Annotated in this window: 14 protein-coding genes; 12 read left to right on the top strand and 2 right to left on the bottom strand. The window is 35.8% G+C overall.

All coding sequences use genetic code 11. The annotated features are described in order from the left end of the window. The first annotated feature begins 85 nt into the window (after positions 1-85). From sipW to calY, 4 genes are all read left to right on the top strand, one after another. Positions 86-655 carry a signal peptidase I SipW gene (gene sipW, locus Q3V31_RS04915; RefSeq protein ID WP_000767816.1) on the top strand — a complete coding sequence of 190 codons (570 nt, stop codon included), beginning with the start codon at positions 86-88 and terminating at the stop codon, positions 653-655. A gap of 63 nt (positions 656-718) precedes the next feature. Further along, positions 719-1,309: a TasA family protein gene (locus Q3V31_RS04910; RefSeq protein ID WP_000172857.1), complete on the top strand. Its 591-nt coding sequence runs from the start codon at positions 719-721 to the stop codon at positions 1,307-1,309. Positions 1,310-1,464: 155 nt separating this feature from the next. Next, a complete protein-coding gene (locus Q3V31_RS04905; RefSeq protein WP_329762590.1) occupies positions 1,465-2,349 on the top strand; it encodes a DUF4047 domain-containing protein in 885 nt (294 codons plus the stop codon). Between the two features lie 435 nt (positions 2,350-2,784). Then, entirely contained in the window at positions 2,785-3,378 is a 594-nt protein-coding gene (gene calY / locus Q3V31_RS04900) for a biofilm matrix protein CalY (protein ID WP_000053716.1), read from the top strand. A gap of 76 nt (positions 3,379-3,454) precedes the next feature. Here the strand turns inward: calY and Q3V31_RS04895 are convergent, their stop codons facing one another. Beyond that, positions 3,455-3,778 carry a helix-turn-helix domain-containing protein gene (locus Q3V31_RS04895; RefSeq protein WP_000578889.1) on the bottom strand — a complete coding sequence of 108 codons (324 nt, stop codon included), beginning with the start codon at positions 3,776-3,778 and terminating at the stop codon, positions 3,455-3,457. A 79-nt stretch (positions 3,779-3,857) separates the two neighbouring features. Next, on the bottom strand, positions 3,858-3,992 hold the full coding sequence (locus Q3V31_RS04890) for an anti-repressor SinI family protein (protein WP_000276220.1): 135 nt from the start codon (positions 3,990-3,992) through the stop codon (positions 3,858-3,860). Positions 3,993-4,333: 341 nt separating this feature from the next. Between Q3V31_RS04890 and inhA1 the strand changes: the two genes are divergently transcribed. From inhA1 to Q3V31_RS04850, 8 genes are all read left to right on the top strand, one after another. Then, complete coding sequence (gene inhA1, locus Q3V31_RS04885; RefSeq protein WP_000728978.1) at positions 4,334-6,721, top strand: M6 family metalloprotease immune inhibitor InhA1; 2,388 nt, start codon at positions 4,334-4,336, stop codon at positions 6,719-6,721. 172 nt (positions 6,722-6,893) lie between these two features. Then, entirely contained in the window at positions 6,894-8,261 is a 1,368-nt protein-coding gene (locus tag Q3V31_RS04880; RefSeq protein ID WP_071735048.1) for an aldehyde dehydrogenase, read from the top strand. 238 nt (positions 8,262-8,499) lie between these two features. After that, positions 8,500-9,483 carry a spermidine/putrescine ABC transporter ATP-binding protein PotA gene (potA, locus tag Q3V31_RS04875; protein WP_097871637.1) on the top strand — a complete coding sequence of 328 codons (984 nt, stop codon included), beginning with the start codon at positions 8,500-8,502 and terminating at the stop codon, positions 9,481-9,483. Beyond that, positions 9,480-10,328: a spermidine/putrescine ABC transporter permease PotB gene (gene potB, locus Q3V31_RS04870; RefSeq protein WP_000715507.1), complete on the top strand. Its 849-nt coding sequence runs from the start codon at positions 9,480-9,482 to the stop codon at positions 10,326-10,328. The genes potA and potB overlap by 4 nt, the downstream gene beginning before the upstream one ends. Positions 10,329-10,334: 6 nt before the next feature. Beyond that, a complete protein-coding gene (gene potC / locus Q3V31_RS04865) occupies positions 10,335-11,135 on the top strand; it encodes a spermidine/putrescine ABC transporter permease PotC (RefSeq protein WP_000714188.1) in 801 nt (266 codons plus the stop codon). A 38-nt stretch (positions 11,136-11,173) separates the two neighbouring features. Beyond that, positions 11,174-12,223, top strand: a complete 1,050-nt coding sequence (gene potD, locus Q3V31_RS04860) for a spermidine/putrescine ABC transporter substrate-binding protein PotD (protein ID WP_000780027.1) — start codon at positions 11,174-11,176, stop codon at positions 12,221-12,223. 59 nt (positions 12,224-12,282) lie between these two features. Then, complete coding sequence (locus tag Q3V31_RS04855) at positions 12,283-12,930, top strand: phosphatase PAP2 family protein (RefSeq protein ID WP_141435186.1); 648 nt, start codon at positions 12,283-12,285, stop codon at positions 12,928-12,930. Positions 12,931-13,041: 111 nt separating this feature from the next. Then, positions 13,042-15,234, top strand: coding sequence for an MMPL family transporter (locus tag Q3V31_RS04850; protein ID WP_329762588.1), 2,193 nt, complete (start codon positions 13,042-13,044; stop codon positions 15,232-15,234). The last annotated feature ends 85 nt before the right edge of the window (positions 15,235-15,319 follow it).

Genomic DNA, 15,319 nt, shown 5'->3' with positions numbered 1-15,319 from the left:
ATTATTTAGTTGTGTTCTTGCTAGAGAACGAAGGTGGATATTGCATACTTCAAATAATATAAAACACCGGAGAGGGAGAGAGATGATGAAATTAATTTGGAAAGTGATTAGCAACGTTATCTCATTTGTTTTATTTGCGGTAATGGTTTGTTTAGCTTTTGTAGTTATTTCTTCAAAAGCGAGTGGTGGTGATCCAACAGTGATGGGATATCAATTTAAGAGCGTTCTTTCAGGGTCGATGGAACCAACATTTTTGACAGGGTCAATCATTGCGATAGAGCCAACGAAAGATGGTTCTAAATATCAAAAAGGTGATGTTATTACGTTTAAAGAGAAAGATAACAAAATTGTCACTCACCGTATTATCGGTGTGAAAGATATAAACGGAAAAGTAATGTATGAAACAAAAGGGGATAACAACAATGGACCAGATTTAGCACCAGTACTTGCAGAGAATGTAGTCGGAAAATATGCAGATATTACAGTTCCATACCTTGGTTATGGACTGAATTATGCGAGTTCAAAAGCGGGATCAGCATTACTGCTTATTATTCCAGGAGTCTTTTTACTTGGCTATTCCGCGATTTCTATTTTTGGCGCTATTCGTAGCATCGACGGAGAAAAGAAAGATAAAAAAGTAGAACAATCCGTCTAGTTATCTTAGTTATAATTTCCTATTAGGAAATTAACAAATATATATATTATGGGGGATTTGGACATGACTTTAAAGAAAAAATTAGGGATGGGTATCACATCAGCAGTATTAGGTGCAGCATTAGTTGGTGGAGGAACATTTGCATTCTTTAGCGATAAAGAAGTGTCAAATAATACATTTGCGTCTGGGACATTGGATTTAGCGCTGAACCCATCAACAATTGTGAAAGTGGATAATTTAAAACCAGGTGATACAATTGAAAAAGAGTTTACGTTAGAGAATAAAGGTACATTAGATATTAAAAAAGTATTATTAAATACGGAGTATGATGTAGAAGATGTGAAGAAGGATAATAAGAGAGACTTTGGTGAAGACATTGAAGTAGTTTTCTTAAAAAATATTGATAAACAAGAGGACGTAATTAAGAGAATGACATTAAAAGAGTTGAAGAGTACAACACTGACTGCTGCAGAAAACGATATAGTAAGTTGGCTGTCGCCTGAGAAAGGTATTGAAGCAGGAACTAGTGATTCATTTAAAGTGAAATTCCACTTCAAAAATAAAAATGAAAATCAAAATGAATTCCAAGGTGATAAACTTCAATTAAAATGGACATTTGAGGCACAACAAGGCGATGGTGTGGAGAAGAAATAATCATACTGAAAAGAGACTATCAAAAGTAGTCTCTTTTTGTGCTAAACGGGAAATGTAAGAAGAAACATAATTTGTATTTCATTTTGTAATTCACTTTATTATAATAAAGATATAGTTCTTGATAAAGAACAAGTTGTTCGATAGGAGAGATTAAAATGCTTAAGGCACCTCGCAAATTCAAAAAGATGCTTATATTGCCATGTTTGTGCTCTATTACTTTTTATTTAGGTTCTCAAATGATGACTTATACCGAAGCAGCTTTCATTCATGAGACGAAAGTGCAGGCTACTATTTCTACAGCAAGTATTTTTCCAAAAACAGTTGATCAGCTAACAAAGCAAGCTATTCAGCATAAGGAAGTTATTTTGCATGAGTATGGAGAGATGAAATCAAAATTAACTTTCACTTCCACTCAAGAGCTAGAACAGACACTTGCTACGTGGAAACAAGGACGTGAGAAAATTGTTGCGGAGAGAGAACTGTTACAAAAAGTATATGTATCAATAGAAAATCCGTATAACGAAGTGAAAGAAGAGTTAAAGAAAAATAAAAGTGAACCTACTAAGCAAGTATTCTCTTATGTGAATGCTGGTTTTCATATAGTGAAAGAAAACTGTGAGTATGTTGATAAAGAGGTTAATTTACAGGTAATTGATAAACAAATTCAAGCTTTTGAGAAATTATTAGTAGATGAAATAGAAAAGCAAAAGAACCTAGAAGAGAGTAAGGAGCAGGAAGAAGCGAAAAAGCTAGAAGAGAGTAAGAAGCAGGAAGAAGCGAAAAAGCTAGAAGAGAGTAAGAAGCAGGAAGAAGCGAAAAAGCTAGAAGAGAGTAAGAAGCAAGAAGAAGCGGAAAAGCTAGAGGAAAATAAGAAGCAAGAAGAAGCGAAAAAGCTAGAGGAAAGTAAGAAGCAAGAAGAAGCGAAAAAGTTAGAAGAGAGTAAGAAGCAAGAAGAAGCGAAAAAGCTAGAGGAAAGTAAGAAGCAAGAAGAAGCGAAAAAGTTAGAAGAGAGCAAGAAACAAGAAGAACAGAAGAAATAGGAATAGCAAGTAAAATACAGCAGCATTTCGGAAGGTATAAATACAATCATAAGACAAATAGATGAGAGAGCCCTACTACTCATCTGTTTGCTTTGTTTTTTCAAAGGTATAAGGGCCAAAAAATTCAACAAATGCGAGGAAGTTAGTTGGCCGCACGTTATTTGGTGAAGGTTAATAATCAGTGGGATGGACAAAAAACACTGATTAAAGTTTTATTTTATTTCTCAATAATTTTCTGGGAAAAGTAAAAAATGTTGAGAAATAAAAATAATCAAAAAATATGTTGTATTTATATAGTTTCGTTCGTTATAATGAACTTGAGGTTTTCAAAAAAGAACAAATATTAGCTAAGCTAATATAGTTTTAGTTACACCTCTTATTTGAAATAAGAAATAAGCATGTAAAAATACAAAAAAAAGCTAGGGGGAATTTATTGTGAGTCTAAAGAAAAAATTAGGTATGGGAGTTGCATCAGCAGCACTGGGGTTATCTTTAATTGGTGGAGGAACATTCGCATTCTTTAGCGATAAAGAAGTGTCGAACAATACATTTGCAGCTGGGACATTAGATCTTGCTTTAAACCCTAAAACAATTGTTGATATTAAAGACCTAAAGCCAGGGGATTCAGTTAAGAAAGAGTTCTTATTACAGAACAACGGAACGTTAGCAATTAAAGATGTTAAATTAGCGACAAAGTACAGTATTGCAGATGCAAAAGGTGATAATGCTGGTGAAGACTTCGGTAAGCATATTAAAGTGAAATTCCTTTGGAACTGGGATAAACAAAGTGAGCCTGTATATGAAACAACTTTAGCAGATTTACAAAATGTGGATCCAGATGTTTTAGCTAAAGACATTTTTGCTCCGGAGTGGGGTGAAAAAGGTGGCTTAGAAGCTGGAACAGAAGACTATCTATGGGTACAATTTGTATTCGAAGATGATGGTACAGATCAAAACAAATTCCAAGGCGATTCATTGAACTTAGAATGGACATTCAACGCAAGCCAAACAGATGGCGAAGAAAAATAATAAATCAAAAGCGGGTATCCCCCGCTTTTTTTTATAAAGAAAAAGAAGTGCAGTTTTAAGCACTCCTTACTATGTATTATTTTTGATTTTTCTTCCATTGTGTAAACTCGAGAAATTCACGAAACTGTTCTTTTGAGACACCAGAGCTCATCGCATCTTTAACGAGCTGTGTCCATTCGGAGTCTAGGTGACTTTCCGTTGTTGTCTCGTCGTGAAGTAAAGTATCAACTGGAATTTGTAGAACAGCTGCGATTTTTTCAAGAAACTGTATGGAAGGGTTTTTTTGTAAATTTCGTTCTATAGAACTAATGTAAGATTTAGCAACGCCAGCTTTTTCGGCGAGTTCTGTTAGTGAAATGCCTTTTTGTAAACGAAGGCGTTTTATACGTTCTCCTATCATATTTGCGCACCTTTCTATCAATATGTAGTCGTCTTATGATGTGATTATTATAACATAAAATTCGCTAAAAAGAACGAGGCTATTGAGCCTGGCTCGTATGCTTCATACGTTGAAAAAAGTGTTCAATATCTTGCAGGGCAATGCCAGCATCTAGAGCTTCAAGTATTAAATCAATCCATTCTTGATCTAGTGAGTCAGTCTTATCTTTGTACAAATGTAATTCCTCCCTAATTATTGGTCATAATTGCTGCTACATAGTAGACGATAATTAACCGATTTTTATATTTTATGTGTCAAATTATCGAATGTTTTGTAGATGAAACAAAGATAAAATCCCCATTAAATTCCCTCTATGGCGATTATAAAGTTTCTGACAAATATTTTCAATATTTTCTGAAAATATTGTTGAATTGTGATATATTCGTATATTAACTATGTAATTTTTACAAATATATTAAAAAAATTACATAATATAACTAAATATTGAAAAAATATTGAATTTTTAATAAAATTTAAATTGTAATACATATTATTTATTAGGGGAGGAAATAAGGGATGAAAAAGAAACCATTTAAAGTATTATCATCAATTGCTTTGACAGCTGCATTAGGTCTTTCATTCAGCGCGGGCACTCAGTCTGCGTACGCTGAAACACCTGGGAATAAAACAGCTACGAGTCCAGTTGATGACCATTTAATTCCAGAAGAGCGTTTAGCAGATGCACTGAAAAAACGTGGGGTAATTGATTCGTCAGCTTCAGAGAAAGAAACAAAGAAAGCTGTCGAAAAGTATGTAGAGAACAAAAAGGGTGAAAATCCTGGGAAAGAAGCGGCAAATGGGGACCAACTTACGAAAGATGCATCTGACTTTTTAAAGAAAGTGAAAGATGCGAAAGCAGACACGAAAGAAAAATTAGAGCAACCAGCAAACGGGACTGCAGCGGGAGCAGGTCCAGTTAGAGGCGGCTTAAATGGGAAAGTGCCAACTTCACCTGCTAAGCAAAAAGAATATAACGGTGAAGTTCGTAAAGATAAAGTACTTGTTTTGCTTGTAGAGTACGCTGATTTCAAACATAACAATATTGATAAAGAGCCTGGTTACATGTACTCCAACGATTTTAATAAAGAGCATTATGAAAAAATGTTATTCGGTAACGAGCCGTTTACACTAGATGATGGAAGTAAAATTGAAACGTTTAAACAATATTATGAAGAGCAATCTGGTGGTAGCTACACAGTGGATGGAACAGTTACAAAATGGTTAACGGTTCCTGGTAAAGCAGCTGATTATGGTGCTGATGCTGGTACAGGTCATGATAATAAAGGACCAAAAGGACCACGTGATCTAGTAAAAGATGCATTAAAAGCAGCTGTAGATAGCGGACTTGATTTATCACAGTTTGATCAGTTCGATCAATACGATGTAAATGGTGATGGAAATCAAAATCAACCGGACGGTTTAATCGATCACTTAATGATTATTCATGCGGGTGTTGGACAAGAAGCAGGTGGCGGTAAATTAGGTGATGATGCAATTTGGTCACATCGCTGGACAGTTGGACCAAAACCATTCGCAATTGAAGGTACACAAGCGAAAGTTCCATATTGGGGCGGAAATATGGCAGCATTCGACTACACAATTGAACCAGAAGATGGCGCGGTTGGTGTATTCGCACATGAATATGGCCATGATTTAGGTCTTCCAGATGAGTATGATACACAATATAGCGGTGATGGTGAGCCGGTTGAAGCTTGGTCTATTATGAGTGGTGGTAGCTGGGCTGGTAAAATTGCTGGAACAACACCAACGAGTTTATCACCACAAAATAAAGAGTTTTTCCAAAAAACAATAGGTGGTAACTGGGCAAATATCGTAGAGGTAGATTACGAGAAATTAAATAAAGGTATCGGTCTAGCAACATACTTAGACCAAAGTGTTACGAAGTCAGATCGTCCAGGTCTGATTCGTGTTAACTTACCAGATAAAGAGGTAAAAGGAATTCAGCCTGCATTTGGTAAACAGTATTACTACAGCACAAAGGGTGATGACCTTCATACAACGATGGAAACGCCACTATTCGATTTAACGAAAGCAACGACTGCAAAATTCGATTATAAGTCATTGTATGAAATCGAAGCGGAGTACGATTTCCTTGAAGTACACGCTGTAACAGAAGACGGTCAAAAAACGTTGATTGAAAGACTTGGTGAGAAAGCAAATAGTGGAAATGCAGCTACGACAAATGGAAAATGGGTTGATAAATCATATGATTTAAGTCAATTCAAAGGTAAGAAAGTGAAACTAGTATTTGAATATATTACAGATGGTGGATTAGCGTTAAATGGATTCACACTTGATAACGCGTCACTAACTGTAGATGGAAATGTTGTATTCTCTGATGATGCAGAAGGTACACCACAATTCAAATTGGATGGTTTCGTTGCATCTAACGGAATGGATAAGAAAAAACATAACTACTATGTAGAGTGGAGAAACTATGCGGGTTCAGATAACGCATTGAAATTTGCTCGCGGTCCAGTATATAACACTGGTATGGTTGTATGGTATGCGGATTCAGCTTACACAGATAACTGGGTTGGCATACATCCAGGACATGGTTTCCTTGGTGTAGTTGACTCTCATCCAGAAGCAATTGCAGGAACTCTAAATGGCAAACCAACATTTAAAAGCAGTACGCGATTCCAAATTGCTGATTCGGCGTTCTCATTCGACAAAACGCCAGCTTGGAAAGTTGTATCTCCAACGCGTGGAACATTCGTATACGATGGATTACCAGGAGTACCGAAGTTTGATGACTCTAAAACGTATATTAATGAGCAAATTCCAGATGCAGGACGTATTTTACCGAAGCTTGGTCTGAAGTTTGAAGTAGTAGGACAAGCTGATGATAATTCTGCAGGTGCTGTTCGTTTATATCGTTAATACAGTAAAACTACCGAGAGAATTTCTTTCGGTAGTTTTTTTTGTGAGCAATGAATTTTATATAGCTGGAAAAGTCATATATAATGTAACTTTACGAATAGAAATTTGTTACATATAAAGTCTATATAAATAATGAAAGAATTAGATAAAAATAGTGGGAGAAGGTGAGTGAATGAGTATTTCTTCTATTGTAAATAAACAAAAGCAATATTTTTATAATGGATATACGAGAAGTATAGAAACAAGAAAAAATAATTTAAAAAAGCTTTATGATGGAATTCAGCGTTTTGAAGAAGAGATCTTTCAAGCATTGAAATTAGATTTAAATAAGTCAGCTCATGAGTCGTTTACAACGGAAGTGGGATATGTATTAAAAGAAATTTCTTTTCAATTGAAACATATGTCATCGTGGAGTAAACCGAAGCGAGTTCGAACAGCACTAACTCATTTTGGATCAAAGGGGAAAGTAGTGCCAGAACCGTACGGTGTGACACTTATTATCGCACCGTGGAACTATCCGTTTCAGTTAGCGATTGCACCTCTAGTAGGAGCGCTGGCAGCTGGAAATACAGTTGTTTTAAAGCCGTCAGAGTTAACACCTAACGTTTCAAAAATGCTTACGAGAATGATAGAAGAGTTATTCCCAGAAGAGCTTGTATCGGTAGTAGAAGGCGGTGTGGAGGAAAGCACTGCACTTTTAAAGGAGCCGTTTGATTATATTTTCTTTACAGGTAGTGTTGGAGTCGGAAAAGTTGTGATGGAAGCAGCGGCGAAAAATTTAACGCCTCTTACGTTAGAACTTGGCGGGAAAAGTCCATGTATTGTGCATAAAGATGCGAAGCTAGATGTAACTGCAAGACGTATCGTTTGGGGCAAATTTTTAAATGCGGGACAGACGTGTGTGGCACCTGATTATATGTACGTTCATTCTTCAGTGAAAGAACAGCTAATCGAGGCATTACGACATGAAATAACGGAGCAATATGGAAAAGAGCCTTTACAAAATGACAATTACGTAAGAATTGTGAGCGATCGTCATTTTGAACGATTATGTACCTTTTTACAAGACGGTAAGCAGGTGATTGGCGGGAGTTATAAGAAAGAAACATTGCACATTGAGCCGACAGTCTTAACAAATGTTACATGGCAAAGTGCTGTTATGGAGGATGAAATTTTCGGACCAATCTTACCAATCATTGAGTATGACAAACTAGAAGATGTAATTGAAACGATTCAGCAACATCCGAAGCCGTTAGCTTTATATGTTTTTTCTGAAGATAGAAAAGTACAAGAGCAAGTGACGAATAATATCCCATATGGCGGAGGATGTATTAATGATGTTGTGTATCATCTTGCAACGCCATATTTACCTTTTGGGGGAGTGGGGAGCAGTGGATTAGGCGGCTATCATGGTGAACAAAGTTTTCGGACTTTTTCCCATTATAAAAGCATTTTGTCCCAATCTACAGCATTCGACATGAAAATTCGTTACTCTTCTACAAAAAGTGCTTTAAAATTCATACGAAAGTTGTTAAAATGATGATGGTGTTTATCAGTAGGCGTAGCCGTATGATAATAGCCCCTTCGCAATGGAAGGGGTTTTTCTGTTCGACATATGTATCATGCGAAAATGAATCAAACATACTACATATAGAATAGAAGTGAACGCTTGCTAAATAACCATTTTTGTTTGGATCGAAACAAAAAAGAGTCTATTAGAACATAAATATTTATTCATGAATATAAAAATTAAAATTTAAGGTAGATAGGACGGGAAAATGAAAAAGATTATTAAAGTTGAAGCAGTAGAAAAACATTTTGGAAATCAAGTGATTATCCCACCTCTTTCTTTAGATATTAAAGAAGGAGAATTTTTAACAATTTTAGGACCGAGTGGTTGCGGGAAAACGACTTTACTTCGTATGATCGCAGGATTTGAAACTCCAACTAAAGGGAATCTTTTATTAGATGATGAAAAGATTAACGATTTGCCACCATACAAGCGTCATATGAACTTAGTGTTCCAGCATTACGCACTATTCCCACATATGAATGTAGAAAAAAATATTTGTTTCGGTATGAAAATGCAAAAAGTACCAGCTGCAGAACAGAAAGAACGTGCGGAAGAGGCAATGCGTTTAACGCAGTTACTTGAATTCCGTAATCGTAAACCTTCAAAGCTTTCTGGTGGACAGCAGCAGCGTGTAGCAATTGCAAGAGCAATTGTAAATAATCCGCGTGTATTACTATTAGATGAGCCACTTGGAGCGCTTGACTTTAAGTTACGAAAAGATTTGCAACGTGAATTGAAGAACTTACAGCGTAATTTAGGAATTACGTTCATATACGTAACGCATGATCAAGAAGAAGCGATGAGTATGAGTGATCGTATTGTCGTTATGAATAAAGGGCATATCGAACAAGTCGGCACGCCTAAAGAAATTTATAATAAGCCGAAAACATTGTTCGTGGCGACGTTCATCGGTGAAAATAATATCGTGACAAATGGGGAAAACTACGTAGCAGTTCGCCCTGAAAACGTAAAGGTTCGTTCGGTTGAGCAATCAATTTTAAAAGAATACCATCTTGGACATATTGAAGACATTGAGTTTGTTGGAAATATGGAAAAGCTGTATGTACGTGATGAGAAAACAGCAGAATTGCTGATGGCTTATCAAACTGCTGAAGAAGCAGCGCAGTGGAACATTGGAGATAATGTATATGTAGGCTGGGAGCAAGAGGACGAGGTGACCTTAAATTGAAAAAAGGGAAATTACTCGCATTACCTACAGTCGTATGGCTGTTAATCTTCTTCCTAATTCCACTTTTGTTCGTATTAGCATTTGCCTTCATGCAGCGCGGAGCATACGGGACAGTGGAAATGAAATTTACATTAGATAACATAGCGCGTGTGTTTGATCCATTATATATGGGGACGTTATGGGAAACAGTAAAAATTGCGGTTATTACGACAGTACTATGTTTATTAATTGGTTATCCATTTGCCTATACAATTACAATTGTTGATCGTAAATATCGTTCTATCCTTTTATTATTGGCAACGATTCCGTTCTGGATTAACTTCCTTGTTCGTTCATACGCATGGATTGTTATTTTACGTTCACAAGGTCTTGTAAACACATTGCTATTGAAACTAGGTATTATTAGTGAACCTTTAAATCTGCTATATAATACACCCTCTGTAATACTCGGAATGGTATATTCTTTATTACCATTTATGATTTTACCAGTGTATGCAGCGATTGAGCAGCTTGATAAGCGTAAGCTAGAGGCAGCTTATGATTTAGGAGCAACACCAGTAAAGGCATTTTGGAATGTAACGGTACCGATGACGATGTCAGGGATTGTTACTGGTTCTATTTTAGTATTCGTTTCTTCTATCGGAATGTTTGTTGTATCAGACGTTATGGGTGGATCGAAGGTAGCGTTAATCGGAAACGTAATTCAAAATCAATTCTTAGGTTCGCGTGATTGGCCGTTTGGTTCTGCGTTATCTATGATTGTTGTTCTATTCTCTATTCTGTTAATTTACTTATATTATCGTGCAACGAAAGTATATAAATATGATGGGAACGGAGGGGAATAGGCAAAGATGAAGAAGTTTCTAGTTTCTTATTCTTGGTTAATTTTATTGTTTTTGTATTTTCCAATGATGGTTTTAATGGTATATTCCTTCAACGATTCGCGCATTAATGCGGAATGGGAAGGCTTTACATTCCATTGGTATACAGATTTATTTCAAAAACAAGATGTTATTGATGCGTTTATAAATAGTATGACGATTGCAGTTATAACGACGGTTGTAACGACAATTCTTGGTGTGATTTTTGCGATTGCATTACATCGTTATAAATATCGTTTTGAAGGGGCTATTAATGGTCTTGTATACTTACCGATTCTAATTCCTGATATTTTAATGGGATTATCTTTACTAATCTTATTTAGTCAATTAGGTATGGAACTTGGACAAGTAACGATTATTATTGCGCATATTACATTTAGTATTTCATTTGTTGTTGTTATTCTAGCGGCACGTCTTTCAAGTATGGGACGTGATTTAGAAGAGGCTGCAAATGATTTAGGAGCAACACCGTGGCAAACGTTTCGCTATGTAACGTTTCCAGCAATTGCGCCGGGAGTTGTTTCAGCAGCATTATTAACATTCACATTATCAATTGATGATTTTGTAATTAGTTTCTTCGTATCAGGACCAGGATCAACAACATTGCCATTATATATTTACAGTATGGTTAAGCGCGGAGTATCACCTGAAATTAATGCTCTTTCTACAATTTTAATTGTTGTTATCGTAGGATTAATGGTTCTATCTGAAATCTTCCGTAACAAAGGTGCAGATGGTGAAGAAAACTCTGGAGGACACCTTCCTTTATAATACGAATGATATAGAAAGTACAAGGAGGTAATAAACTGATGAAATTAGTGAAGAGATTAGCTGGTGTAGCAATTAGCTTCAGTCTTGCTGCAGGTGTACTTGCTGGTTGTGGTGAGAAAAAAGAAGAATTAAACATTTATAGCTGGGCTGACAATTTTGATGAGCAAGTTTTAAGAGATTTTGAAAAGAAATATAACGTGAAAATTAACTATGATAAGTACGCAAGTAACGAAGAAATGCTTGCGAAATTACAAGCTGGTGGTGCGAATTATGACCTAATTCAGCCATCTGATTACATGGTGAAAACGATGGCGAAGATGGACTTATTAGCACCTTTAGATAAGAAGAACATCCCGAACATCGAGAATCTTGTTTCTAACTTTAAAACACCTGCGTTTGATCCAGAGAATAAGTATTCTTTAGTATATACTTGGGGTGTAACAGGAATTGCATACAATAAAAAGTATGTGAAAGAAGCACCTACAAGCTGGAATGATTTATGGAACGAGAAATATAAAGGACATGTTACTTTATTAAACGATTCTCGTGAAGTATTAGGAATGGGACTTAAGAAAAATGGTTTCTCTAATAGCACGAAAGAGGATGCACAGTTAAAGACGGCGTCAGCTGATTTGCAGAAGCTACTTCCAAACTTATTAGCATTCGATACAGATAATATTAAACAGAAATTCATTACAGAAGATGCTTGGATCGGGACAGTTTGGTCTGGAGACGCAGCATTTATCGCAAAAGATAATAAAGATGTAGAGTACGTTGTACCAAAAGAAGGCGGCACAATTTGGGCTGACACGTTAGCAATTCCAAAAGGTGCGAAAAATAAAGAGCTTGCAGAGAAGTTTATGAACTACTTATTAGATGAAAAAGTAAGTGTGAAAAACTACGAGTCAATTGGTTACAGTAATCCAAATGAAAAAGCTCATCCTCTTCACAGTAAAGAATATCGTGATAACCACATGATTTTCTTAACGAAAGAAGAATTAGATCGTACAGAATGGCTTGTTGATGTAGACGATAAGTTAAAAGACTATGATCGCTACTGGACAGAGTTAAAAACAAAAGGTAAATAAGTGAGAAAATGCGGTTTCTAAAGTAGAAATCGCATTTTTTCATAGTAGGAGGAAATCGCTTGAAGAAGAAGTTGCATCAGTATGAGGGAATGTGTATCGTTTTATTATTTGTTCTATTTAGTATCATCGCTTGGAGGGTACATGTAGGTGGTGTTACAATGATGGATACATATGTCCGCGGATTAGTAAAAGGGTTACAAACGGAAAGCTCTCTTACATTTTTCTCATACTTTACAAAGATGGGATCTGAGATTGGGATCATAACTACACTTGTTATAAGTTTGCTTGTTTTTTGGAAGAAACGTTATTATGCTGCTATGATTGTGTATCCGATGGCCATATTAACGACACATCTTGTTAATAAGGGAATAAAAGAAATTGTGAAAAGAGACCGCCCATCATTAAATGAGGCACTTGACGCACTTGGGTATAGCTTCCCAAGTGGACATGCAATGTTATCTATTATGACATTCGGGTTTCTTACTTATATCATTGCGGCAAATTTGAAGAGTGTAACTGGGAAATATGTTATAACGATTTTGATGGGAATATTAATTTTATCGATTGGATTAAGTAGAGTTATTTTAAATGTTCATTACCCGACTGATATTTTAGCTGGTTACTGCGCAGGTGGCATTTTGTTAATCATTGCAATTTATTGTCATCGTTTGCTTACCGAGAGATTGGGACTTAATAACGAGAGATAAAAAAAACGTCTAGAAAAACTAGTATTATAGTTTTCCTAGACGTTTTTTGTTTATAGGGAGATGTGATACAGTATAAATGACAAGTGAATTATATAAAGTAGGTGAAAATGTGTGAAGACCAATGTACATAAAATTGATAAGTGGGGGAAGTTAGGCGCTTTTTTGTATCAATTTCGTTATACAGTAATCGTCGTATTACTACTACTCGCAATAGCACTCGGTATTTTTGCTCCAAAGCTTCCGGGAGTATTAGGTGGTGATGGTTTCCAAACAGAAGGGGATTATCAAAAGACGAAAGAAATTTTAGATAAAGATTTTAAGCAGTCTCAAGATACGCTTTTACTCGTTTTTGAGAAAGAAAAGAATGCTTCTCAAGAGGAGTTTCAAAAGCGTATAGATGGAATTATAAATCACATTCAAGAGAAGGAAACATACGAATCTTTCCATCATCCGATGCAAAATAAAGAGATGCTAAAAGATGATATCGGTTATGCGACGATATTATTTTCCGGGAAAACAAATAAAGAACGAATGGAAAAGACATTACAATTCGCTGAAAAAATTGAGAAGGAAAGTAATGCAGTATTAAAAGTAACACCGACAGGATATCCGAAAATTAATCAAGAGATTAATGAAAGGACGCAAAATGATTTAAAAGTAGCAGAGATGATTGGTTTACCTATTGCTTTTCTCGTACTATTATTCTCATTTGGTAGTCTGCTTGCGTCTATTTTGCCGATTTTAAATGGTGTACTTAGTGTAATTAGTACGATGGGGATTTTATATTTTATAGGTAGCGATAAAGAGTTATCTATTTTTGTATTGAATGTTGCACCGATGATTGGGCTTGCATTATCAATTGATTTTGCACTGTTATTTGTAAATCGCTTTCGAGAGGAAGTGGCGAAGAGAACAGTGAAAGAAGCGATAGCGACTACGTATCAAACGGCAGGGCGTGCTATCGTATTTTCAGGGTTATGTGTATTCGTCGGTTTATCAGGTTTATTTTTCTTTAAGATTGATTATATTCAGTCTGTTGCTATTAGCGGGATGATTGTCGTTATTATGAGCATTCTATTTTCGCTCACACTTCTTCCGGCGCTATTATCTTTAATTGGTAAAAGGATATTAAAAAAGAATCAGGTGGCGCCTACGCCATCAAATGTATGGCGTAAATTTGCACAGTTTGTAATGAAACATCCAATCGTCATGATTATTGCCGTTACAGCATTTATTGTTATTTGTTTATTACCGCTACGTACAGCTAACTTGCAGTTCCCTGGTGTTGAAGCGTTACCTGAAAAGAGTGACACAAGGGTTGCTTATGAGAAATATGAAGAAGCATTTAATAAAACTGTCAAAACACATGCTGATGTTACATTAGTAGTAGAGACGAAGAAAGATATGACAGCAAAAGAAAGCTTACAAAAGGTAGAAGATGTTATTCAAAAGTTAAAAGATGATAAGCAAGTATATAAGGTGACAAGTGTATATGACGGGCTAAATGGAATGAAAGCAGATCAAGTTGCTGGGATGTTACAATCACCAGAAGCTGCGAAAATAGCTCCTATATTTGAAGCGTATACGAAAGAGAATAAGACAACAATTGAAGTCTTTTTGGATACGAAACCTCGTACAGAAACTGCTAAACAATGGGTTCGTGATTTCAAAAATAATTATAAAGAAAACGATGTTACTTATTATTTAGGCGGGATGACAACGTTTCAACAAGAGTTAGAAGATGAAATTAAAGATAAAGTTGCAATTGGTATGTCTGTTATATTTGGGTCAACCTTTGTCATTTTATTATTCGCATTCCGTTCTATACTCATTCCAATTAAAGCAATTATTATGAACGTACTTAGTTTAAGTGCAACAATTGGAATTGTTATTTGGTTGTTTGAAGGTGGACATTTCGGATTAGAAGAGAGCTCGGTTTTATTTGTATTACCCATTTTCATTTTCGGCCTCGTATTTGGACTTAGTATGGATTATGAAGTATTTCTTATTTCACGTATTCATGAGTTGTATGAGGAAACAGGAGATAACGACCAAGCAACGTTAGAAGGGCTTGTATCAACAAGCCGTATCATTACATCCGCTGCTTTAATTATGATTGTTGTTACCGGTGCGTTTGCATTTACAGATATTTTACCAGTAAAGCAGATGGGGATTGGGGTTGCACTAGCCATATTTCTTGATGCAACAATTATTCGCCTTATGCTCGTACCAAGTTTAATGAAATTGTTTGGAGATTGGAACTGGTGGTTACCATTCCGAAAGAAAAAAGAAAAATCGTCCTAAAAAATACTCATCTATAAGGTGAGTATTTTTTTATGAATAGCAAGGCCTATATTTTGCAAATAGTATGTGATAAGAACATTACATA

The organism is Bacillus nitratireducens (genome assembly GCF_036320425.1).
GTDB lineage: Bacteria > Bacillota > Bacilli > Bacillales > Bacillaceae_G > Bacillus_A > Bacillus_A nitratireducens.
Note: the sequence above shows the minus strand (reverse complement) of the source record. Positions and strands in the feature narration are given on the sequence as shown.